At 55.5% G+C, this 21582-nt stretch carries 20 protein-coding genes; 12 read left to right on the top strand and 8 right to left on the bottom strand.

Annotated features, from left to right (window positions below; all coding sequences use genetic code 11):
• Positions 1–444 precede the first annotated feature (444 nt).
• Together BM155_RS17855 and BM155_RS15535 are read left to right on the top strand one after the other, a co-directional pair.
• Positions 445–864 (top strand): AHH domain-containing protein, encoded by a 420-nt coding sequence (locus tag BM155_RS17855; RefSeq protein WP_074904118.1) that lies wholly within the window; start codon positions 445–447, stop codon positions 862–864.
• Between the two features lie 4 nt (positions 865–868).
• Positions 869–1465, top strand: coding sequence for a hypothetical protein (locus tag BM155_RS15535; RefSeq protein ID WP_067156256.1), 597 nt, complete (start codon positions 869–871; stop codon positions 1463–1465).
• Positions 1466–1801: 336 nt separating this feature from the next.
• Here BM155_RS15535 and cas2 (BM155_RS15530) read toward each other — a convergent pair whose 3' ends face one another.
• From cas2 (BM155_RS15530) to cas2 (BM155_RS15515), 4 genes are read right to left on the bottom strand one after another with little or no spacing between them, the layout of a single operon-like run.
• Positions 1802–2074, bottom strand: a complete 273-nt coding sequence (gene cas2, locus BM155_RS15530; RefSeq protein ID WP_074904115.1) for a CRISPR-associated endonuclease Cas2 — start codon at positions 2072–2074, stop codon at positions 1802–1804.
• Positions 2053–2850, bottom strand: coding sequence for a CRISPR-associated endonuclease Cas1 (locus BM155_RS15525; protein ID WP_139223302.1), 798 nt, complete (start codon positions 2848–2850; stop codon positions 2053–2055). The genes cas2 (BM155_RS15530) and BM155_RS15525 overlap by 22 nt, the downstream gene beginning before the upstream one ends.
• Complete coding sequence (gene cas1 / locus BM155_RS15520) at positions 2828–3814, bottom strand: CRISPR-associated endonuclease Cas1 (RefSeq protein WP_074904110.1); 987 nt, start codon at positions 3812–3814, stop codon at positions 2828–2830. Before cas1 ends, BM155_RS15525 begins: the two co-directional genes overlap by 23 nt.
• A gap of 4 nt (positions 3815–3818) precedes the next feature.
• Positions 3819–4100, bottom strand: coding sequence for a CRISPR-associated endonuclease Cas2 (gene cas2, locus BM155_RS15515; protein WP_067156242.1), 282 nt, complete (start codon positions 4098–4100; stop codon positions 3819–3821).
• Between the two features lie 430 nt (positions 4101–4530).
• Between cas2 (BM155_RS15515) and BM155_RS15510 the strand changes: the two genes are divergently transcribed.
• From BM155_RS15510 to BM155_RS15475, 7 genes are all read left to right on the top strand, one after another.
• A complete protein-coding gene (locus tag BM155_RS15510) occupies positions 4531–5265 on the top strand; it encodes a 16S rRNA (uracil(1498)-N(3))-methyltransferase (RefSeq protein ID WP_067156239.1) in 735 nt (244 codons plus the stop codon).
• A gap of 50 nt (positions 5266–5315) precedes the next feature.
• Positions 5316–5681: a hypothetical protein gene (locus tag BM155_RS15505; protein WP_074904107.1), complete on the top strand. Its 366-nt coding sequence runs from the start codon at positions 5316–5318 to the stop codon at positions 5679–5681.
• 12 nt (positions 5682–5693) lie between these two features.
• Positions 5694–6341 carry an HAD family hydrolase gene (locus BM155_RS15500; RefSeq protein WP_083421235.1) on the top strand — a complete coding sequence of 216 codons (648 nt, stop codon included), beginning with the start codon at positions 5694–5696 and terminating at the stop codon, positions 6339–6341.
• Positions 6342–6434: 93 nt separating this feature from the next.
• The gene (locus BM155_RS15495; RefSeq protein WP_074904184.1) at positions 6435–7031 is read left to right on the top strand and encodes an OmpA family protein; all 597 of its coding nucleotides are present in this window, start codon (positions 6435–6437) and stop codon (positions 7029–7031) included.
• Between the two features lie 170 nt (positions 7032–7201).
• Positions 7202–7744 (top strand): YciI family protein, encoded by a 543-nt coding sequence (locus BM155_RS17630; protein WP_254773214.1) that lies wholly within the window; start codon positions 7202–7204, stop codon positions 7742–7744.
• A 601-nt stretch (positions 7745–8345) separates the two neighbouring features.
• Positions 8346–9596, top strand: a complete 1251-nt coding sequence (locus tag BM155_RS15480) for an RNA polymerase sigma factor (protein WP_074904090.1) — start codon at positions 8346–8348, stop codon at positions 9594–9596.
• Between the two features lie 376 nt (positions 9597–9972).
• Complete coding sequence (locus BM155_RS15475; RefSeq protein ID WP_074904088.1) at positions 9973–12903, top strand: TonB-dependent receptor plug domain-containing protein; 2931 nt, start codon at positions 9973–9975, stop codon at positions 12901–12903.
• Between the two features lie 49 nt (positions 12904–12952).
• On the opposite strand, the gene metF is transcribed toward BM155_RS15475, so the two are convergent.
• From metF to BM155_RS15455, 4 genes are all read right to left on the bottom strand, one after another.
• Complete coding sequence (gene metF, locus BM155_RS15470) at positions 12953–13795, bottom strand: methylenetetrahydrofolate reductase [NAD(P)H] (RefSeq protein ID WP_067156219.1); 843 nt, start codon at positions 13793–13795, stop codon at positions 12953–12955.
• A 67-nt stretch (positions 13796–13862) separates the two neighbouring features.
• Positions 13863–15248: an adenosylhomocysteinase gene (gene ahcY / locus BM155_RS15465; protein ID WP_139223301.1), complete on the bottom strand. Its 1386-nt coding sequence runs from the start codon at positions 15246–15248 to the stop codon at positions 13863–13865.
• A gap of 50 nt (positions 15249–15298) precedes the next feature.
• Positions 15299–16519, bottom strand: coding sequence for a methionine adenosyltransferase (gene metK, locus BM155_RS15460; protein ID WP_067156215.1), 1221 nt, complete (start codon positions 16517–16519; stop codon positions 15299–15301).
• A 44-nt stretch (positions 16520–16563) separates the two neighbouring features.
• Entirely contained in the window at positions 16564–17520 is a 957-nt protein-coding gene (locus tag BM155_RS15455; protein ID WP_074904085.1) for a metalloregulator ArsR/SmtB family transcription factor, read from the bottom strand.
• Positions 17521–17790: 270 nt separating this feature from the next.
• On the opposite strand from BM155_RS15455, the gene tkt reads away from it, so the two are divergent.
• The 3 genes from tkt to BM155_RS17850 form a co-directional block, all read left to right on the top strand.
• Positions 17791–19794 carry a transketolase gene (gene tkt, locus BM155_RS15450; protein WP_074904082.1) on the top strand — a complete coding sequence of 668 codons (2004 nt, stop codon included), beginning with the start codon at positions 17791–17793 and terminating at the stop codon, positions 19792–19794.
• An 84-nt stretch (positions 19795–19878) separates the two neighbouring features.
• Positions 19879–20904 (top strand): type I glyceraldehyde-3-phosphate dehydrogenase, encoded by a 1026-nt coding sequence (gene gap / locus BM155_RS15445; protein WP_074904078.1) that lies wholly within the window; start codon positions 19879–19881, stop codon positions 20902–20904.
• Between the two features lie 298 nt (positions 20905–21202).
• Positions 21203–21582, top strand: a 380-nt coding sequence (locus BM155_RS17850; protein WP_139223300.1) for a transposase, incomplete at its 3' end; no start/stop codon positions are given.

Genomic DNA, 21582 nt, shown 5'->3' with positions numbered 1-21582 from the left:
GGTTTGAAAGATGCCCTGATTTGAAAGGGATTAAGCCCCCAAATTGGATACGGCTTCCACTCCAATCTGCCGACTTTCATCTAAGGGCAGCGCCTTGTCATTACGCCATTGCTAGAACAGTCAAGTAGCTAATGAGAAAAGGCTTTGATCGCGGCCCTTTCGTGAAACAACCTGCAAAACCGCACCGCCTCACTGGTAGCCCGTTGTCTCCCGAATCCCCCTCCAGGTATCATCGGAAACCGCATAGGAAGACCTTCTTCAAAGGAATAACCCACCATGACACGAGCTCCACTGTCAAAAAAGTATCACGAGATGGACCGAGTAGACCGCGCCATTGCTGAATTTGCCTCCCTAGAAAAACCTACCGTATCGGACTTAAATTGAGTACGTACAATCTCACAGGTCGAGGAGGAGCTTGAGCGGTACAGAGCCGATGGGAAGGAGATGACCCAAAAGGAACTGGTACAGGAAGCCCACAATTCTGCCCGTCTTGGAAAACACATGGGGCTAAACGGCGATCCCCGCCCCCACAATCTGTGTGATGCTCATGCCATAGTTTCTGGAGCGCATAGACGAGCGGCACCTATGCGAGCCGTGCTTGCCTGGTTTAAACGCCGCATTGATGATCCAATTAACGGGTGCTGGTTACCGCGGAATAAAGAAGCAGTATCGCAAATGCCCGACCACCTAAGACGTGCTGTCCCACATAGCCGAATTCATCGGAAGGCGTATTACGCATGGATCTCCCCGCTTATTAATCTCGCTAGAATATCCTCAGATGAAGAGCTAGTAAGGACTCTCGCATCGATTCGGCACAAACTTCAAACTGGCACACTCCCTCAACACATCATTCCAAAGCGGTGACGATATGACACTTCAAAGAATACATAATGATGATCGGTATTTTTTCTACGCAATACCAATTGATGAAGTCATGGAAAAGTTGGGGGAGAACTGCACATTCCATATGAACAGCGCTCCTATTGCCTATTCAGAAAGCTGGAAAGAACCGTTGTTTTTAGATTTTGGGCCAGCAATGGAGGGAGAGAAGTGCGAATTTGAGGAGATTCCAGATCTTTGTGTAAATATTGGGAGGTTATTCCTGAGTGAGCGAGCCTATAGCCAGCTTCACGAGGACTTGAAACAAGACGGGGAATTCCTTCCGGTAGTCTACGAGGGGGGAACTGGATATATCTTTAACCCGCTAACTATCGCGGAGGATCATGATGCACTGGATCAAAGTGTGACTACTGCGGACGAGTTTGGTGAGCTGCAGAACCTGGGCATCTTGGAAGACAAGCTCCCAGAATCCACCATGGTATTTAAGTGTAAAGCTGACTTCTACCATGGCGTATTCTGTACAGATGCCTTTAAGCGGGCCGTTGAAGACGCAGGGTTGACCGGCATTTATTTCCACCCCGACCTCTCAAATATATTTGGAGCCACCTCACCTGCTGCCCACTGATATGTTTCCATGCCTCCCAAGTTGGGAGGCATGGGGACCAGTAACAGAGGGTAATGGCAACACCGGCCTGGACATTGATTGAAACCGGCGAACTTGCAGAGGCATAGCAAGGAAACTGCCAAGGGTGAACCGCATGTTTCCTGGTTTAAAAGATGCCCTGATTTGAAAGGGATTAAGACCTGAATGTCGGCATCAGTGACTTCCCGCTGGCGTTTGAAAGATGCCCTGATTTGAAAGGGATTAAGACGGAATATGAAAATCTTCTTCTAAGCAGGCAGCCTGGTTTGATTAAATAGAGATAAAAATCAAACTACAGGATGAAGGCTGAGGGGGCTCTTAATCGCCGAATATACCCTCCGGTAGTGGGCCTTTTCCCAAAGTTTCTATCTGTTGCGGAGATTGCAGCCTATATACGCGAATATCGTCCGCACCTTGATCGATAATTTCCTCCAACCTGCTTAACAGGGTGTTGAGGTCTTGCTCGCTTAGATGCAAGTGAAAGACGGAGTACTGATAGGCGGTGCCTACCGCGCGGCAGGCGCGGAATACCCGGGCGAGGCGTTTGCGGTCGGCGATGTCGTAGCAAATCAGGTAGTGGTGGCGCCGCATGGGGATTTTGGCGGTATGGCTTGTTGTCCGAGAGCACACTCTTCCAGCAGGGAGCAGAGTGCTGTGAATGCTTTTTGCAGCCAGTCCTCCACCGGTTGTGCGCAGTGGGCCTGGTAAAAGCGGGCGAGTTGAGCGGTGCTGTGAGTGTTTTTCCCGGCGGGGAGTTTGTGGACCAGGCTTGTGGTTGCCAGGGCCAGTGCCGGGGGCATCAGGTCTTGCTTCAATTTTTGCAGATAGCGGCTGTTGCCAGGGAGTCCGTAGTTTGATGCGAGACACTGCATGTGTGTCGCAAGCAGGCTTTCCAGCCAAGTGCGGATATTCGGGAGCGTGTCGTGCAGTTGTTTTTTGCTCGCCAGTTTTTGTAATTGTTGTTGTGCCTTCTGTGCGCTATGCGCACTATTGTAGCCAAAACACCCGATCAGGCCATAGGCGCGACGCTGCTGGTTTTCCAGCCAGTCCTTGTAGACAGCATCCAATTCCGGCTCGGCCTCAAGTGCGTCCATCCAGTGCCCTAATGGGTGCGGCAAGCGCCCGGGATGGATGATCTGCCCCAGAATTTGGCCGCGCCGGTTGAGGATGGTTACGGGGACGCCCTGACCGCAGCAGGCCAGCAGTGTATGTAAGGCATTTTCCGGTACTCCGGTAATCAGGATACGGCTCAGGCGGCGGAAGGGGAACCACTGGCGACTGCGACCGCGGGCGCGCAGCAGCAGGGCGGGGCCGTCTCGCCGTAGTTCTTCGACCTCGTCCATATTAATGATCAGTGGTTTGCGCATCGTCTTTCAGCTCTTCTGGACAGCTTGTTTCCTGCTCCAGCCTCGCGGCCCACTGGCTGGCCAGCTTCCGGCAGCGCTTGCGCCATTTGATTACCTCATTTCGGTAGGCGGAATAGAAAACCGCGCGCCCCTCTTTGCCCAGTAAGCATTGATCAGCGCTGGGAAAGTGAAACTGGGTGGGAGTGAGGGCACCGTCCCGCAGCAGTGCCAGTACCCAGCGATCGATATCTGCGCGCAGCAGTTCCATCAAATCGCAGGCGAGGGATTCGCGGCTGTAGCTGAACTGGTGCAGAAACCCCAGCGCCGGGTCCAGGCCGCAGCTCACCAGCGCCTGTACCGCCTCCCCGTGGGCGAGGGTGTAACTGAGGGAGAGCAGGGCATTGACCGGATCAGGCGGCGGGCGGCGCAGGCGCTTACGGAAATTCCATACCGGCGCCACCAATTGTGTCAGGGCGCCGAAGTAAGCGGCGGATGCTGCGCCTTCCACGCCACGCAGTACGTCCAGAGTTTGCGCCTGCAGTACAGCCTGCCGGCGTTGACGCAGTTGTTCCAGTGCGCGGCTTAAGGGGCGGCGAAGGTTCGGCCGCTGGCGGCGATGCTGCAACAGGCTGCGGTACTGGCCGGTGATCTTGGCAGCTACCAGTTGCCGTGCGGCCTGCAGGCAGCTGTTTTCCCTGTTCCACCACTGATACTGGCGTAGCCGGCGGGCGCTGTTGCCGTGGCGATTGCCGGAACACACCAGCCAATTGCCGGAGCTGCGGGGATTGAGAACAACCAGAGTGACGCCCGCTGAATCCAGGGCCAGCAGCAGTCTGGAGGAGAGCTGAACACTGGCGGAAACCGTAATAAAGCGCAGTTGTACCAAAGGCAGACTCCGGGGCCGCTCTCCGGGTACGCGGATCAGTAAATGCTGGCCCTCCACATCCAGCTCTGTGCCCTTCCGGTCGATGTAAAGGTTCTCCATTGTCTTATCCCACGTAGTAAAACTGCGGATCTGCCGGCGGTATGCCTATACCCAGCACTTGTGCCGCCCCTTCGGGGACTGGGGCAACCAGAAAACTGTCTTCGTCTGTATCCATGACCTGCGCTATACGCTCAAAGAGTTCGGCTTTCTCCCCGTTGGTCAGGTAGCACTCGAAAACTGACTTCTGCCCGCCACAGGCGAAATCCTTGAGTAGTCGCAGTGCTTTGCGCAGTCTGCGCGGGTTGCGGATGTCGTAAGCGGCGATATACAGTTGGCGAGAACTCATGGAGCGTATTTTGCCAACGTGGCGCAGGCCGTAGGAAAGCGCAAGCTTGCGGTATACATAGTTCCCGCCAAGCCTAATTTGCCGAAGACTGCCGTTGGGCGGTTAGATGGTGAGAAACAAAAATTCGGTCGATTGGCGCTGAAGGGCGCTACGGTAAGGTGTGGAAGCCATTTACATCTAAAGTTTAGTTAAATTGCTCCGTGCACTTTTAGTCCATGATCGAGGAATTGGCGCTCGTAGAATTGCGTTTTGATGGTCACGTCATCGATTCCTTTTGAGCGGATCATTATTGCTGTGCCTTCTTGCTTCCATGGCGTTTGGATTGTTCCGGCCGGCCGCGACATTGCGCAACCGACGTCAGAATGCCTACACTATCGGCCGGTTAACTGCCGCCGCTGTAATGGCAATCGTTCCAGAGGATTTCCCGCCCATGCGCATCCCGCGTGTTTATTCCCCCGAACTCCTGTCCGGCCGCACTGAGGTGGTGCTGGACGAAGCCGCATCCCGCCACTTGGTTAAAGTGCTGCGCTTGCAGCCCGGCCGCCCTTTGGTTTTGTTCGACGGCAGCGGCGGCGAGTACAGTGCGGAGTTGTTGGAAACCGGCAAGCGGGCCAGAGTGCGCCTGGGGGACTTTTCCGCGGAGGATCGCCAATCGCCCTTGGCGCTGACATTAGCCATTGGTATTTCCCGCGGCGATCGCTTCGACTGGGTGGTGCAGAAGGCCACTGAGTTGGGCGTGGCGGAAATTCAGCCGTTGTTTACCGAGCGCTGCGAGGTGAAGCTTGCCGGTGAGCGCCTGCAGAAAAAACTGGGCCACTGGCGCCAGATTGCCGCTAGCGCCTGCGAGCAGTGCCAGCGCAACCGCTTGCCGCTGATTGCCGAGCCGCAAAAACTGACATCTTATCTGCAGCGGGCGGCTGCCGATCTGAAACTGGTGCTGCATCACCGCGCCGAGCTGGATCTGCGCCAGCTGGAGCAGCAGCGGGGAGCGCCGGATTCGGCGCTGCTGTTGGTGGGGCCCGAGGGCGGCCTGTCGGAGGTGGAGATTGAGGGGGCGCTTGCCCAGGGGTTTATGCCCATGCGTTTGGGACCGCGGGTGCTGCGCACAGAAACGGCCCCGGTGGCGGCGCTGTCAGTGTTGCAGTTTCAGTGGGGCGACCTGTAGGCAACCGTATTATTCTTGGAATTTAAAGCAATCCATACAGGGAGAGAGCGATGGTAAAACTGATTCTCTGGTTTCTCGGCCTGGCGATTATCGCCTTGTCTGTCACCATCATCCTGCAGCCACAGATGGCGCGCCGTATCAGTGAGCGCTTGAATGAAACCGGCTACGCGGTCTCCGCCTGGGCGCGCGTGATTATCGGCCTGATTCTGCTGCTGATCGCCGATACCCGCGCCTGGAATATCCTTTTCAATGCGCTCGGAGTGCTGATGGTGCTGGCCGGTGCCTATATGCTGCATATCGGCTTCGAGCGCAGCAAGGCGCTGGCCATGCGCATTGCCCAGGGCAATGAAAACTTTCTGCGCGTCAGCGGTGCCGTGGGGGTGCTGCTGGGCCTGTTGTTAATTTCCGCCAGCTGAATGGGTAGTGAGATGTCTGCCACTGAACTGGTGATCTTTGACTGCGACGGCGTGCTGGTGGACAGCGAGACCATTGTCTGCCGCGTGCTCGCCGAGGAGATGAACAAGCTGGGCTTGAAAACGACGCCCGAGGAGCTGGATGAGCAGTTCAGTGGCCGCCCGGCGCGGGATTGTCTGCTAGAGATAGAAACCCGTTACGGCGGCCCCCTGCCGGAACACTATTTCCACAATACCGAGCGCCGTATCCGCGAGGCCTTTCACAACGAGCTGCAGCCAGTCTGTGGTATCGAGGACGTGCTCGATCACCTGTTGCAAATCAATCTGCCGAGCTGTGTCGCTTCCTCCGGATCTCACGAGAAGATGCAGCTGACCCTGAACAAAACGGGTCTCTACGATTATTTCGACGGGCGTATTTTTAGCGCCGACGATGTTTCCCGCGGCAAGCCCTGGCCGGACCTGTTTCTGCACGCGGCGGAGGTGATGGGGGTGGAACCGCGGCGCTGTCTGGTGGTGGAGGATTCCATCGCTGGCGTGCGTGCGGCGGTGGCTGCGGGTATGCCGGTTGTTGGGTACAACAACCACCCGGTGCGCGCGCCGCAATTGGCGCAGGCCGGAGCGAAAGTGGTGGGAGATCTGGTGGCGGTGTTGGATTTCCTTTAGTGAGCCTCAGGCGTTGCCCCCACTTTTCCATCCTCTGCACTACAATGAATTTGACGCCATATGCTTTTCCAGCCCGACTGGGGAGTTGATGTGATGGCGATTCCGCACTGCCCGCTGCGCCGAGCGTTGTTGTTATTGGCGATGGGAGTGGTATTGGCCCTGGTCGCCTGCCACGACCCGCACAAAAAGTATGCCCTGACCCCTTTGGTTGAGGAGAGGGGTAGTGGGGGTGAAGTGGCCGCACCTTTTGCGGAGCAGTTGGTGCGTTATCTGCGAGGTGTCCCGCGCGCGCAAGGCAATGAATTTATTTTGCAGGTGCGCTATGCGCCCGGCGGCTTTGCGCCGCTCATGGATAGTATCGGGGATATTGAGGCACTGTTGGTGATCATGCGGGATTTTCCCGCGCTGCGCATCGTTATTGAGGGGCATACCGACAGCGAGGGCGATCCGGAAAAAAACCTGAAACTGTCCCAGTGGCGCGCGGACTGGGTGCGGCACTTCCTGCTGGAGCGCGGTATCGCGGAGGAGCGGGTACAGGCCGAGGGCTTTGGTGACAGCCGCCCCATCGCCGATAACAGCACCCCTGAGGGACAGGCGAAGAATCGCCGCCTGGTGGTCCGCCTATTGAATTTTGCGACCCAGTCCACCGCATTGCCGGATGGGGAAAACAGACGGGGCAGTTTTGATTAATGCACTTTCTGGCAGCCCGCACGTGAATGAATAAGCTTCCATGGAGCCGCTCTATCTGTGTGCCGGTAGATAAGAGCCGTTATTCGCACATTTTGTAAAAATATTTTCCTTCCTGTCGAATTCTCCTCTCCCCGCTCGACTAATGTCTAAATTCTGAATCCGAGGTTACGGTGAAATATCTGTGCTCGGTTTATCCACGGGTATCCGCCACGAGCCTGCCGCCCGCCGCTGGCGTGCCCTTGCTGTTCGGCGCGCGGGATCTCAACCGGGCGCTACAGCGGCTCGGCCACCTGTTGGGGGAGGGCGATAGCGCCGTTTTATGGCGCCTTGCCCAGGCCGGTGCCGGGTTTACCAATTGTCGTGAGGAGAGTGCAATGAAATATCTGTGTTTGGTATACAGCGATGAAGAAAAGCTGTATTCACTGCCGGAGAGCCCAGAGGACGCCGAATGCCGTGCCTATGCGGAGTCGGTGGCTGAAAGCGGGCGCATGCTTGCCGCGGAGGCTCTGGAGCCGGTAAGCAGCGCCACCACGGTGCGTATGCGCGCCGGCAAGGTGATGATCACCGATGGCCCCTTTGCTGAAACCAAGGAACAGCTGGCGGGCTTTTATCTGCTGGATGCGCAAAACCTCGACGAGGCGCTGGATATCGCCGCCGGTATTCCCGCGGCCCGCGTGGGATGTGTAGAAGTGCGGCCAGTGCGGGAGTTGTGATTGGGGCTTTTGCATGCGGATTACAAATGAGGGACACAAAGCGCACTTGCGGATAGAAAGCCTATTGCACCAATGGGCGGAGGCCGTACGGCATAACGAAACGGCAGCCATTTGGCGCAACCACCACCCATCGGCGAGAATCTTTGACGCTCTGCCACCATTTCAGTATCCAGATTTACAGTCCTACCGGGATAACTGGGACAGCTGGCAGCCGCCTTTTATTGAACCGCCCCTGTTCGAGTTTATAGACCTGCAGATTCACGCTGGCGACACAGTGGCCTTTGCCCATTGTGTGTTGCATTGTAAGGGCATATTAAAGGGTGGCGGGAACTGGATGATCGCGTGCGCGCAACATTTGGCTTTATACATTGCGAAGGACGCTGGCTTATCAACCACCAGCATATTTCCCTGCCAGTACGAGTAGAGGCTGTGGATGAAGGCACCTCTGATTCAAGGACTGGAGCGCTATAGCGCGCTTCGGTGTGTCTTCCGTATAGCTTCGTGAGCCAGCGGCGAATGAATCAGAGGTGCCCGACAGACATTGTGATTCCCTCTCGTTCAATGCTTGAATAGCCTCACCTTTTTTGACTGAGGCAAGGGAATGGCTGTGCTGTGTCGAGAGAGAATAAAAATCCGGTTGGGGGAAATTTACCGCGTGGAATCCCGCCGGGTATTGGCTACGTTGATACGCCTGTTGGGCGATTTTGACCTGGCGGAAGAGGCCTTGCACGAAGCCTTTGCAGCGGCCCTGAAGCAGTGGCCGCAAGAGGGGATACCTGATAACCCGCGGGCCTGGTTGGTGTCCACCGGCCGCTTTAAGGGGATAGACCGGCTGCGCAGCCAGACCCGCCAACACGCCCTCACTGAAGCTGTGACACAGCAGTTGGCAGTCGAAGATGTCGATCCGGTCGACTGGGCCGAAGACCGGGTGGAAGACGATCACCTGCGTCTGATATTCACCTGCTGTCACCCGGCCCTTTCCGCGGATGCGCAAGTGGCGCTCACTCTGCGCGAGGTTTGCGGCCTCACCACGGAGGAAATTGCCAGCGCCTTTTTGTGCTCTCCCACCACTTTGGCGCAGCGCATTGTGCGCGCCAAAAATAAAATTCGCAGCGCCGCAATTCCTTACCGAATTCCCGGCCGGCGCGACTTTCCCGAGCGCCTCGAAGGCGTGTTGCGGGTGATCTACCTGGTTTTTAACGAGGGCTACTCCGCAACAGTTGGCGACACCCTCACCCGACCGGATTTGAGTGGCGAAGCCATACGCTTGGGCCGATTGCTCAATCGCCTGATGCCCGAACCGGAAGTGCAGGGCCTGCTGGCCCTGATGCTGCTCAACGAATCCCGCCGCAGCGCGCGCACGGATGCGTGCGGAGAATTGGTTTTGCTGGAAGATCAGGACCGCAGCTTATGGGACAAAAAACTGATCAGTGAAGGCACAGCCTTAGTGCAAACCGCGCTCCACTCACGGCGCTTTGGCCCCTATACAGTGCAGGCAGCGATCGCTGCGGTGCACGCTGAAGCCACAAGCTTTATCGAAACCGATTGGCGAGAAATTGTCGGCCTCTACGACGCACTTTACCAACTGACCCCGAGCCCGGTAGTGGCCCTCAACCGCGCAGTGGCCATCGCCATGCGCGACGGCCCCGAAACAGGCCTGCAATTGGTAGAGCAAATACTCGCAAGCGGCCAATTGGGCGACTACCACTTGGCGCATGCGGCCAGGGCAGATCTGTGCCGGCGTTTGGGAAAGGTGGAGGAAGCCAGAGTTTCGTACCGGAGAGCGCTGGAGTTGGCGCGGCAGGAGGCTGAGGCACGGTTTTTGCTTGGGAGGTTGTTGTCCCTTGGGTAGGCTGCTTAGCCACAGAATGTTGCCTGGGCAGATTGGAAAACTGCCTGAAAAAATAGGTTGGAAAACAAACGATATGAGCAAATAAAAAACAACAGTTATCTATAAATTTGGAATTAGATGTAGTTTTTTTGTTATGTTTGAAGAATATTTATGATGGATTTCTCATAGATTTGTAACATTTGTAATCAATCTGGCGCGAGAAACAACCGAGGAAAGATATATTTATCTTTCTCTGGTGGATTTTGTTTTATGCTCGAGTAGTCGTTTAAATCTCGCTATTATCGAGAAGCCCATGGGTGTGTCAAAGTGCAAAAAATGGCAGTCCCAGTGGAGAAATCAAAAAAATGGCTAATGCTTACGATCTTTGGAGGGTTAGATGGAGATTAAGTTCAAAAGGAATTTTTTAAGCTTGGCAATTATGTTTGCTACAGCTAGTGCGCCAACTGTTTACGCGCAAGTTGATGAGAAGAGTACCGACTCTGTAGACACAAATTCTCAGGTCGTAGAGGAAGTAGTCGTCACTGGTTCACGGATTAAGCGGGCCAACCTGGAAACAGCCAGCCCCATTACTTCCGTGAGTGCAGAAGATATAGAGTTAAGCGGTAATATTAGTTTAGGTGACTATCTAAATGAATTGCCCGCACTACGATCAACTTTTTCAAACAACAACTCAGGTCGTTTTATTGGTACCGTGGGGCTGAATTTGTTGGATTTGCGCGGCATGGGGTATGAACGCACCCTCGTGCTGCAAGATGGACGGCGCCATATTGGTTCATCTATCGGTACTTCAGCGGTGGATGTGAATACGATTCCTGAAGATCTTTTGCTACGCGTGGATACAGTTACTGGTGGCCAATCTGCTATTTATGGTGCTGATGCGGTTACTGGTGTGGTCAACTTTATCACTCGTGATGATTTTGAGGGGCTCAAGGTTAATCTGCATCATATGCAACCGGAACTGAACGGTGGCGAGGCAACTGAGTTCAGTGTGACATGGGGTAGTAACTTTGCCGAGGGCCGCGGTAACGTTGCGGTAAGTTTCCAGCACTCTCAAACTGCAGAAGTATATGGGAAAGATAGACCGTGGATTGCTGCTAGTCCTGGTTATCAGGTGAATCCTGCGGATACAGGTGATGACGGAATTCCTGATGAGATATTGGTCTTTAATACTACTAACAACCTACTGAGTGAAAATGGGGTTATTTGGGGAACACACCCCCTGACCACGATTTATGGTTATCCTTCATCTTATTTTCCTCTTTTAGGCAGCTTAGCCTCTGGCCCATATACTTTTACCAATGATGGTCAACTAGTGGCCTTTAATCCTGGCGAACATCCTCCGGGAGAAACTACATCTGTTGGTGGCGATGGCCTTAATTTTATTAGTTCTACACAGTTATATCCGGAATTGGATTCTCAGAACTATTTCGCCAAGGCCCACTATGACTTGAACGAAAGTACTCGTCTTTTTGTTGAAGCCAAATACAGTGTTAATAACGCAGAAAGTTATGGCCAGCCGTCATTCGATTACTTTGGTGACTTGGTAATTTCCGCTGATAACGCTTTTGTACCTGCAGAATTGAAGCAGGAATTGGATGATGCGGGTATGACAGAATTCTGGTATCACCGTTTCCACTCCGACCTGGGAATGCGTGGAGATGACGCCAAACGCGAAGTACAGCGCTATGTATTGGGCATCGAGGGTGATCTGATTGGTTCCTGGAGTTATGAAGCATACGCGGTATATGGTCAGTACGACGCAGAGGTCGATTATACAAACAACCGCCATAATGCTCGCTTTTTCGAGGCGGTAGACGCGGTAGTTGATCCTGGAACAGGTGAAATCGTCTGTCGTAGCGAAACGGCCCGTGCCAACGGTTGTCTGCCGATCAATCTATTCGGCTATGGCCTCAATAGTCAGGAAGCCATCGATTACTTTATGCTGCAGGACACTGGTTCTACGGAGAACATGACTCAGACCGTGTTCTCAGCCAGTGTCACGGGCGATCTCTTCGAGCTGCCTGCAGGAGCCCTCTCCACGGCCGTCGGTGTCGAATATCGGGAAGAAACTTCTGAGGTGGATTACGACCAGGTTATCAAAGATGGCGAGACTTTTATGAATGCTCTCGCACCGTCCTCGGGAGAGTATGACGTATCCGAGGTGTTTTTCGAAGTTTCGGCGCCTTTAGTGGAGGGACTGCCTGGAGTGGATAGCCTGACTCTTGGGGCCTCTGCGCGTTTCTCAGATTACAGCACTATCGGTGCAACGACTACTTGGGGCACCTCGATTGACTGGGCGATTACTGAGGACGTTCGCATCCGAGCTACCAGTTCTGAAGCGGTACGGGCTCCTAATATTGATGAGCTTTTCTCCCCGCTGGGACAAAACTACTTTAGCTGGGAGGATCCATGTAGTTATGACAAAATCGACGAAGCGCCCGATCCTGCCCAGCGTGCGGCCCGTTGTGCGGAGCTAGGAGTTCCTGCGGATTTTAACTCGGTTAAGGACGCTTCTAGCTTGAGTGGTTTAAGCGGCGGTAATACTGAGCTAAAAGAAGAAACAGCAGAGACAATTACCTATGGCTTGGCCATTACGCCGCGTTTCGCACCTGGGCTCGTGATCACCGTGGATTACTGGGACATGGAAATCACTGATGCGATTGACGGTATTCCCGCGCAGGAAATTTTGGAGCGTTGCGTCGATAGCGCTAGTATCAACAATATCTATTGTCCGCTAGTGCCGCGTGACCCTTCCACTGGTGAGGTTATCTCTTTGACATCACCTTTGCTCAATATTGCTAGCCTAACTGCTCGTGGTATCGATTATCAGGTGGATTATTCATTCGAACTGTCTGAGCTTGTTTCTTCAGAGTCCGACTGGGGCTCTCTCAAGTTCAGCTTGCTTGGTACTGAGCTATTGGAACGTAACGATTATCCATTCCAAGACAATCCGGATGACCCGGATGAGGTTCGCGGTGAGTTGGGAGATCCGATCCGCAGCTATACAACGAATGTCACCTATTATCGTGGCGATCTGCAGGTCAATTGGCGTAGTCGTTATATTGATGACATGCTGTTGATCGAAACAGATCAACGCAGAGATCTTCAGGATCCATACAAAACGCCGAGCATTCGGTATCATGATTTGCAAGGTCGCTATAAGTTTGCGGATTTTGAGGTCTACGGAGGTGTCAACAATATTGAAGATGTCGAGCCCCCTGTGGGACTCTCCGGCACCGGTGGTGGGTCAGGCATCTACAATACTTTGGGACGTAATTTCTATTTAGGAATAAATTACACCTTGTAATACCTCCTAAGTGAAAAAAGAAGCCCGGTGATTGCCGGGCTTCTTTCTATTAGAGTTGTTGACTAATCGCAAGAGACGTGAGAATCGCCGCGCTCGGCTCCACCTGATTCATCGTATAAAAATGCAACCCCGGTGCCCCACCTTCCAATAGGGTTTCGCACAGATCTGTCACCACTTCCAGCCCCAATTTTTTGACATCTTCCGGGTCGCGGTAGCTCTCCATCCGCTGGCGCAGCCAGCGCGGGATTTCGGCGCCGCAGTTGCGGGAGAAGCGGGCCAGGTTGGTGTAGTTGGTGATGGGCATAATGCCGGGGTAGATCGGTTTGTCGATGCCGGCTTTTTGGCACTGGTCGATAAAGTAGAAGTAGGCATCGGGGTTGTAGAAGTATTGGGTCAGGGCGCTGTCGGCACCGGCGTCGAACTTACCTTTCAGGTAGCCGATGTCGGCGTCGTAGCTTTCGGCCTCCGGGTGAATTTCCGGGTAGGCCGCTACTTCCAGATGGAAGTGGTCACCGGTGTGGCGGCGGATAAAGGCGACCAGTTCGTTGGCATAGACCAGCTGCGCCACTGCCCCCATGCCGGAAGGCATGTCACCGCGCAGGGCGACGATGCGGTTTACGCCTGCATTTTTGTACTGGTTCAGCAGGCCGAGAATAGTCTCTTCGTTATCGCCGCCAAAGGATAGGTGGGGGGCAATGGAAATGCCGTCGCGGCGCAGGTTGGTGACGATGTCTGCGGTGGTTTCCCGGGTAGTGCCGCCGGCACCGTAGGTGACGGAGAAGAATTCCGGGTTGAAGGCCTGCAGAGCCGCGCGGGTTTTGTAGAGTTTTTCCCGGCCATCGGGGGTTTTTGGGGGGAAAAACTCAAAACTGATACGGATGGAGTCGGTCATAGTGCAATTTTCTTTCTCCCCGGGTTTTATGGATTCCGGCCTGCGCCGGAATCCAGTACCGGGATAATTAATATTTATAGCTTTCTGGCTTATAGGGGCCGTCCACGGAAACGCCGATATAGTTGGCCTGGTCTTCGGTCATACGTGTAATTACGCCGCCGAAGCCCTGCACCATATAGCGTGCCACTTCCTCATCCAGCTGTTTCGGCAACACTTTGACGTAGAGCGCGGATACTTTTTGATCCGCTGGAAGGTCGGCGAATTTTTCTTTGAACAGGTGGATCTGCGCCAGCACTTGGTTGGCGAAGGAACCGTCCATGATGCGGCTTGGGTGGCCGGTGGCGTTACCCAGGTTGACCAGGCGGCCCTCGGAAAGCAGCAGCAGGTGATCGTTGGTTTCGCGGTTGCGGATAACCTTGTGCACCTGTGGTTTCACTTCCTGCCATTCCCAGTGTTCGCGCATGTAGGCCGTGTCAATTTCATTGTCAAAATGGCCGATATTGCACACCACGGCCCCGCTTTTGAGCGCTTTCAACATTTGTGCATCGCACACGTTGGTGTTGCCGGTGGTGGTGACAATCAGGTCGGTATTGCCGAGAAGTTCTTTGTTGATGCCTTCGTCGGTGCCGGTGTTGATCCCATCGATATAGGGAGACACCAGTTCGAAGCCGTCCATGCAGGCCTGCATGGCACAGATAGGGTCAACCTCGGATACGCGGACGATCATGCCTTCCTGGCGCAGAGAGGCGGCAGAGCCTTTACCCACGTCGCCGTAGCCGATGACCAGCGCTTTTTTACCGGCCAGCAAATGGTCGGTGGCGCGTTTGATAGCGTCGTTGAGACTGTGGCGACAGCCGTATTTGTTGTCGTTTTTGCTTTTGGTTACTGAATCATTGACGTTGATTGCCGGTACTTTCAGGGTGCCCGAGCGGAGCATTTCCTGCAGACGGTGTACACCTGTGGTGGTTTCTTCACTGATGCCGTGGCACTGGTCGAGAATTTCGGGGTATTTGCGGTGCAGCAGTTCGGTCAGATCGCCGCCGTCGTCGAGGATCAGGTTCGGCTGCCAGCCGGGCACGTCGGCGCCGACGGTGCGCTCCAGGCACCACTCGTATTCTTCTTCTGTTTCACCTTTCCAGGCAAAAACCGGAATGCCGCGAGCGGCGATGGCGGCGGCGGCGTGGTCCTGCGTGGAGAAAATATTGCAGGATGACCAGCGTACTTCGGCACCCAGTGCCACCAGGGTTTCGATTAGAACCGCTGTCTGGATGGTCATATGGATACAGCCCATGATACGCGCACCGGCCAGTGGTTGTTCGGCCCGGTATTTTTCCCGCAGTGCCATCAGTGCCGGCATTTCGCCCTCGGCGATTTCTATTTCGCGGCGGCCCCAGTCGGCCAGGTTGATGTCGGCAACTTTAAAATCTTTGAATTCGGTACTCATTTGGTTCATTTCTCAACCTAATTAATTTGTAATGCTTTCGGGAGCGGTTGTGGCCGCTATTACAGGCCTGCCTGGTCGCGCAGTGCTGCAGCTTTATCTGTTTTTTCCCAAGGGAAAGCAGTAAAGGTCTCGCTGCGTTCCTCACCGTTGCTGTCCACCCAGCTGTAGGTGTGCTCAAAGGGATCGCGGCCGAAGTGGCCGTAAGCCGCTGTAAGCTGGTACATGGGGTGCAGCAGGTCTAACGCTTTGGCGATGGCGTAGGGGCGCAGGTCGAAATTCTCGCGCACCAGTTGAATCAGTTTGTCGTCGCTCACCGCACCGGTGCCAAAAGTATTGATGGAGACCGAAGTGGGTTCAGCCACGCCGATGGCGTAGGACACCTGGATTTCGCAGCGCTTGGCCAGACCGGCGGCGACGATGTTCTTGGCCACATAGCGGCCGGCGTAAGCAGCGGACCTGTCCACTTTGGACGGGTCCTTGCCGGAGAAGGCGCCGCCACCGTGACGGGCCGCACCGCCGTATGTGTCGACGATGATTTTGCGCCCGGTGAGGCCGCAGTCGCCAACGGGGCCGCCGATCTCAAATTTACCTGTGGGGTTGATGTGGTACTTGGTGTCCGCGTGCAGGAGTGAGGACGGCAAGACATGGTGCACTATCAGCTCCAGCACGGCTTCGCGCAGGTCTTCCTGGCTGACGTCTGGATTGTGCTGGGTGGACAGTACCACTGCGTCGATGGCGCAGGGTCTGCCCTGGTCGTCGTAGCGGAAGGTTACCTGGCTCTTGGCGTCTGGGCGCAACCAGGGCAGCAGGCCGGATTTGCGCGCTTCCGCTTGGCGTTCGACCAGGCGGTGAGCGTAGTAGATGGGCGCGGGCATAAAGGTTGGGGTTTCGTCAGTGGCAAAGCCGAACATGAGTCCCTGGTCGCCAGCTCCCTGATCTTCCGGTTTGGCGCGGTCTACCCCCTGGGCAATGTCCGCGGATTGTTTGCCGATTACATTAATCACGCCGCAGGTCTCGCCATCGTAGCCCACGTCGGAGGAGGTGTAGCCGATATCGGTGATCACCTTGCGCACCAGATCTTCCAGGTCTACCCAGGCGCTGGTGGAGATTTCGCCGGCAATCACGGCGATGCCGGTTTTCACCAGGGTTTCACAGGCTACACGCGCCTGTTTGTCCCGCGCCAACAGGGCATCGAGCACGGCGTCGGAAATCTGGTCGGCGATTTTGTCCGGGTGCCCCTCGGAAACCGATTCCGAGGTAAACAGTTTGTATTCACTCATGTGATCTCTCCGTTGATTGGTGGGGCAGACACCCACCGCGCCCCTCAGGGTTTGATAAATTCGCGAATCTGAATCTGAAAACCGTTGCGCAGTGCACTGTAGACACTGCGCCCCTTCTGCAGCCCCGCGCTCTCGGCCCAGGCCTGCAACTGTTCCGGTGCGAAGCCCAGCCATAGGTCGCCACAGGCTTCGCGGGCCCAATCCTGGCGGTGCTCCTGCAGCTCTGCGATCAGCAGCTGCCCACCGGGCTTCAGCGCCACCTGCAGGTCCTGGAAAATCTGCGCCGGTTCCGGGGTGTGGTGCAGCACCATATTGGCCACTATGGTATCGGCGCTGTGTGGTCTTGCGGCTGCCTCGCGGGTGTCGCCGCAGATAAATTCAATATTCCCAAGCCCCCGCTTGGCGGCGAACTGCTGCGCTCGCTCCATCATGGTGGGCGACAGGTCCAGTGCGGTAACCCGCTCGAAGCGGCCCGCCAACTCGTCCAGAAACTCCCCCTCACCGGGGCCCACTTCCAGCGCGGTACCGCCGGGCTTTAACAGTTGCGCCACCTGGGGGCCGTAGACCTCGTAACCGGCGATAAGCTCCTGTTGCTCGCGGAAGCGATTGCCGTAGTCAGCGAAAAAGCGCCGTGATGCTTCGGCGCGCTCCCGCGCCACGCGCTCCACGCCGTCTGCCAGCTCGGCGCGCAACGACAGTTTGTCCAAATCGGCAAACAGCGGTTGCAAACCGTCGCCACTGCGGCGGTAAAAAAGGTTGTTCCCCTCGCGCCGCTTGGTGACCAGATCCGCCTGGGCCAGCACCTTCAGGTGGTGGGAAAGTGCCGGCTGGCGCAGGTCGAAGATGCGGCACAGCTCCAGCACGCTGTAGGAGTCCTGACTCAGCAGTCGCAGTATCTCCAGGCGCAGCGGATCGCCGGCGGCCTTCAGGCGCGCGGCCAGCTGCGCTATGTCGCCACCGGTGGCTTCAGAGCGGTGTGGGGTTTGCGTGGGTTCAAGCATGGCGGGGAGTCTAGCAGGGGTTTCCTATATATCAAAGTTTTTTGATATAGATTCATTGAAAGATTTTGATGGAATTTGATCTTCTTACGCAGGCAGCGGAGTGGCGCCTTTATTGTTACGGATTTCAGGGGCCGCCCTTTGCGCCCGGCGGCTGATTACGGGAAAATACGCACCCTTTTAAAGCGGCCGCGCCTGGGCGCGCCACATTTTCGCTGCCGAGGTGTATCTCCGATACGCTCGGCTCCAATTCGCTTTCAGAGAGTTGATCCTATGCCTTCCCGCAACCCGTCCCGCACCGAGCTGGCAAACGCTGTTCGCGCCCTGTCCATGGATGCAGTCCAAAAAGCCAAAAGTGGCCATCCCGGCGCGCCCATGGGCATGGCGGATATCGCCGAAGTCCTGTGGAACGACTACCTGAAACACAATCCGGCCAACCCGAATTGGGCCGACCGGGACCGTTTCGTGCTCTCCAATGGTCATGGCTCCATGCTGCTCTATTCCCTGCTGCATCTGTCTGGCTACGACCTGCCGATGGAGGAGCTGAAAAACTTCCGCCAGCTGCACTCCAAAACCCCGGGCCATCCCGAGTACGGCTATGCGCCGGGCGTGGAGACCACTACCGGCCCCTTGGGGCAGGGGATCACCAACGCTGTGGGCATGGCGTTGGCGGAAAAGGTTTTGGCCGCCCAGTTCAACCGCCCGGGCTATGAACTGATCGACCACCACACCTATGTCTTTATGGGTGATGGCTGCCTGATGGAGGGCATCTCTCACGAGGCTTGCTCCCTGGCCGGTACCCTTGGGCTGGGCAAGCTGATTGCCTTCTACGACGATAACGGCATCTCCATCGATGGCGAGGTGCAGGGCTGGTTCACCGATGACACGCCCAAGCGTTTCGAGTCCTACGGCTGGCACGTGATCCCGGGTGTGGACGGCCACGATCCGGCGGCGATCAAGGCGGCGATTGAAGAGGCCCGCGCCGAGACCGAAAAGCCCACTATTATCTGCTGCAAGACGGTGATCGGTTTTGGCTCTCCGAACAAGCAGGGCCGCGAAGAGTGCCACGGTGCGCCTCTGGGCGAAGATGAAATCGCCCTGGTGCGCGAGACCATCAACTGGCCCCACGCTCCTTTCGAGATTCCCCAGGAGATCTATGAAGGCTGGAGTGCCCGCGCCAAGGGCGAAGCCCAGGAAGAAGAGTGGAAAGATATCTTCGCCGATTACCGGGAAGAGTTCCCGGAACTTGCAGCGGAGTTCGAGCGCCGTATGAGCGGCGAGCTGCCGGCGGACTTCCTCGTCAAAGCGGATGAGTATATTAAAGAATGTCAGGACAAGGCTGAGAAGATCGCCTCCCGCAAGGCCAGCCAGAACACCCTGAATGCGTTTGGTCCTCTGTTGCCGGAATTCCTCGGCGGCTCCGCTGACCTGGCCGGCTCCAACCTCACCATCTGGTCGGGCTCCAAAGGCGTGACTGCTGGCGACGCCTCCGGCAACTACATCTATTACGGTGTGCGCGAATTCGGCATGAGCGCCATTATGAACGGCATCGCCCTGCACGGCGGTTTCGTTCCCTACGGTGCTACCTTCCTGATGTTCATGGAATACGCTCGCAATGCCGTGCGCATGGCCGCACTGATGAAACAGCGGGTGATCTTTGTTTACACCCACGATTCCATCGGTCTCGGTGAAGATGGCCCCACCCACCAGCCCGTAGAGCAGCTCACCGCTCTGCGTTCGACCCCCAATCTGCACACCTGGCGCCCGGCGGACACCACTGAATCTGCGGTCAGCTGGAAAATGGCCGTGGCGCGTAAACACGGCCCCAGCGCACTGATATTTAGCCGCCAGGGGCTGGCGCCGCAAAGCCGCGACGAAGGACAGGTGAAAGCGATTGAAAAAGGCGGTTATATTCTGGCTGACTGCGAGGGCACTCCGGACGCCATTATTATTGCCACCGGCTCCGAAGTGGAACTGGCCATGGCGGCCCGAGAACTGCTGTCCGACAAGAAAATCCGCGTGGTATCTATGCCCTGTGTCGAAGCCTTTATGGAGCAGGATGAATCCTACCGTGAATCCGTACTGCCTTCCTCCGTTCGCGCCCGCGTCGCCGTAGAGGCCGGGCACAAGGATTACTGGTACAAATTTGTCGGCTTCGACGGCGCTATAGTCGGCATGGAAAGCTTTGGTGAATCCGCCCCCGGCGGCGAGCTGATGAAACACTTCGGCTTCACCGCAGAAAATGTGGCCGAAACCGTGAAAAAACTACTCGGATAAATACCGAGTGTTTTTCTCCCCCGGGCCCCTGTCTCCGTCAGCGAGAAGACCCGGGGGAGAGAAATAAAAACCGAGGAACCCACCATCCAACAGCCAGCTACAACCAGACTTGCCATCAACGGCTACGGACGCATAGGCCGTTCCGTACTGCGCGCACTTTATGAATCCGGTGCGCGGGATAAATTACAAATCGTCGCCATCAACGAACTGGCCGACTGCGCCACTATTGCCCACCTCACCAAATACGATTCCGTCCACGGTCGTTTTTCCGGCCACATAGCTGTGCAAAATGACACCTTGACCGTCAACGGCGACCCCATTGCAGTGACGCATTACAAGCGCTTGGAAGAGTTGGACTGGTCAAAACACAACATCGATATCGTATTGGAGTGCACCGGCAGTTTTTCCGAGCGCGAGCGCGCGGAATTGCACTTAAAAGCCGGTGCTCGAAAAGTGCTTTTTTCCCAGCCCGCCAGCCGGGATGTGGACGCCACTATTGTCTACGGTGTCAATCACCACAGCCTCACCGGCAAAGAAAAAATTATTTCCGCCGCCTCCTGCACCACCAATTGCAGCGTGCCGGTGATCGATGCATTGCACAAGGCATTCGGTATAGAGGCCGGTGTCATCACCACCATCCACTCGGCGATGAACGACCAGCCGGTAATTGATGCCTACCACCACACCGATCTGAGAAAAACCCGTTCAGCGGTGAACTCCATAATCCCAGTGGACACGGGCCTGGCCCGCGGTATCGAACGTATCCTGCCCCAACTCGCAGGAAAATTCGAAGCCCAGGCAATGCGCGTGCCCACCGTCAACGTCTCTGCCATCGACCTCTCTGTGCAATTGAACCGCACAGTGACACAGGGCGAAGTCAACACACTGCTAAAATCCGCAGCCGAAACCGAATACAACGGCATCCTCGGCTACACCGAAGAACCCCTCGCATCCTGCGACTTCAACCACGACCCCCGCTCCGGCATCGTCGATGCCAGCCAGACCCGTGTGGCTGGCGGGAAGCTGGTGAAAATATTGATCTGGTTTGATAACGAGTGGGGGTTTGCGAATCGGATGTTGGATGTAATTAGAAAGATGAGAAACCTTTAACTCCCTTGTATGGTTTTTCTGACACTTTTAAAGCTATCCATAAGGTTAGGTGCTGCTCCTGTAGCTGATTTGAATGTTTTACAAGAGCAGCAGCGTGGGTGAAACGCAATAAAACCTAGGTTTTTCGCTGAGCGCAGAATTCCGCAAACGAAATATTAAATAACCTATTTTATAGGATCGGGCGCTCTATTGGCGCATTTTCCAATTTTTCCAGCTTAAGGTTGGCAATAGTTCCAAAATTAAATATATGGCCACTACTACTATTCCCTAGAAGCTGTTTCATAACTTGAAATAAGGTATGCTCGAATTTTTCAAGCAATTAGGAGAAAGTGTGAGCCGGTTTGATTCAGAGTTGACGGACGAACAATGGAAACTGATCGAGCCATGCTTGCCTCCGCTAAAGCGCGGAGGTGGAGGCCCAAGGCCAATAGAAAATCGAGCCTGTTTTGAAGGAATTCTTTGGGTTCTACGCTCTGGAGCTCGCTGGAAAGATCTTCCATCCAGGTATCCCTCACCCAGTACATGCTGGAGGAGGTTGCAATATTGGGAAGAGCAAGGAGCTTGGCTAAAAGCCTGGAGAAAATTTCTACGGCAGTTAGACCAGCAGTCACTGCTGAGCTGGGAGGAAGTGTTTTCTGACGGAAGCTTTGCTTCAGCAAAAAAAGGGGCCCAGAGGTC

Source organism: Microbulbifer thermotolerans (assembly GCF_900112305.1).
Classification (GTDB): Bacteria; Pseudomonadota; Gammaproteobacteria; order Pseudomonadales; family Cellvibrionaceae; genus Microbulbifer; species Microbulbifer thermotolerans.
Note: the sequence above shows the minus strand (reverse complement) of the source record. Positions and strands in the feature narration are given on the sequence as shown.

What these genes read in the sequence shown, in the direction of transcription:
- BM155_RS17855 (WP_074904118.1), top strand. Translation starts at nt 445, where the DNA reads ATGACCCAAAAGGAACTGGTACAGGAAGCCCACAATTCTGCCCGTCTT.
- BM155_RS15535 (WP_067156256.1), top strand. Translation starts at nt 869, where the DNA reads ATGACACTTCAAAGAATACATAATGATGATCGGTATTTTTTCTACGCA.
- cas2 (WP_074904115.1), bottom strand. Translation starts at nt 2,074, where the DNA reads ATGCGGCGCCACCACTACCTGATTTGCTACGACATCGCCGACCGCAAA.
- BM155_RS15525 (WP_139223302.1), bottom strand. Translation starts at nt 2,850, where the DNA reads ATGCGCAAACCACTGATCATTAATATGGACGAGGTCGAAGAACTACGG.
- cas1 (WP_074904110.1), bottom strand. Translation starts at nt 3,814, where the DNA reads ATGGAGAACCTTTACATCGACCGGAAGGGCACAGAGCTGGATGTGGAG.
- cas2 (WP_067156242.1), bottom strand. Translation starts at nt 4,100, where the DNA reads ATGAGTTCTCGCCAACTGTATATCGCCGCTTACGACATCCGCAACCCG.
- BM155_RS15510 (WP_067156239.1), top strand. Translation starts at nt 4,531, where the DNA reads ATGCGCATCCCGCGTGTTTATTCCCCCGAACTCCTGTCCGGCCGCACT.
- BM155_RS15505 (WP_074904107.1), top strand. Translation starts at nt 5,316, where the DNA reads ATGGTAAAACTGATTCTCTGGTTTCTCGGCCTGGCGATTATCGCCTTG.
- BM155_RS15500 (WP_083421235.1), top strand. Translation starts at nt 5,694, where the DNA reads ATGTCTGCCACTGAACTGGTGATCTTTGACTGCGACGGCGTGCTGGTG.
- BM155_RS15495 (WP_074904184.1), top strand. Translation starts at nt 6,435, where the DNA reads ATGGCGATTCCGCACTGCCCGCTGCGCCGAGCGTTGTTGTTATTGGCG.
- BM155_RS15480 (WP_074904090.1), top strand. Translation starts at nt 8,346, where the DNA reads ATGGCTGTGCTGTGTCGAGAGAGAATAAAAATCCGGTTGGGGGAAATT.
- BM155_RS15475 (WP_074904088.1), top strand. Translation starts at nt 9,973, where the DNA reads ATGGAGATTAAGTTCAAAAGGAATTTTTTAAGCTTGGCAATTATGTTT.
- metF (WP_067156219.1), bottom strand. Translation starts at nt 13,795, where the DNA reads ATGACCGACTCCATCCGTATCAGTTTTGAGTTTTTCCCCCCAAAAACC.
- ahcY (WP_139223301.1), bottom strand. Translation starts at nt 15,248, where the DNA reads ATGAACCAAATGAGTACCGAATTCAAAGATTTTAAAGTTGCCGACATC.
- metK (WP_067156215.1), bottom strand. Translation starts at nt 16,519, where the DNA reads ATGAGTGAATACAAACTGTTTACCTCGGAATCGGTTTCCGAGGGGCAC.
- BM155_RS15455 (WP_074904085.1), bottom strand. Translation starts at nt 17,520, where the DNA reads ATGCTTGAACCCACGCAAACCCCACACCGCTCTGAAGCCACCGGTGGC.
- tkt (WP_074904082.1), top strand. Translation starts at nt 17,791, where the DNA reads ATGCCTTCCCGCAACCCGTCCCGCACCGAGCTGGCAAACGCTGTTCGC.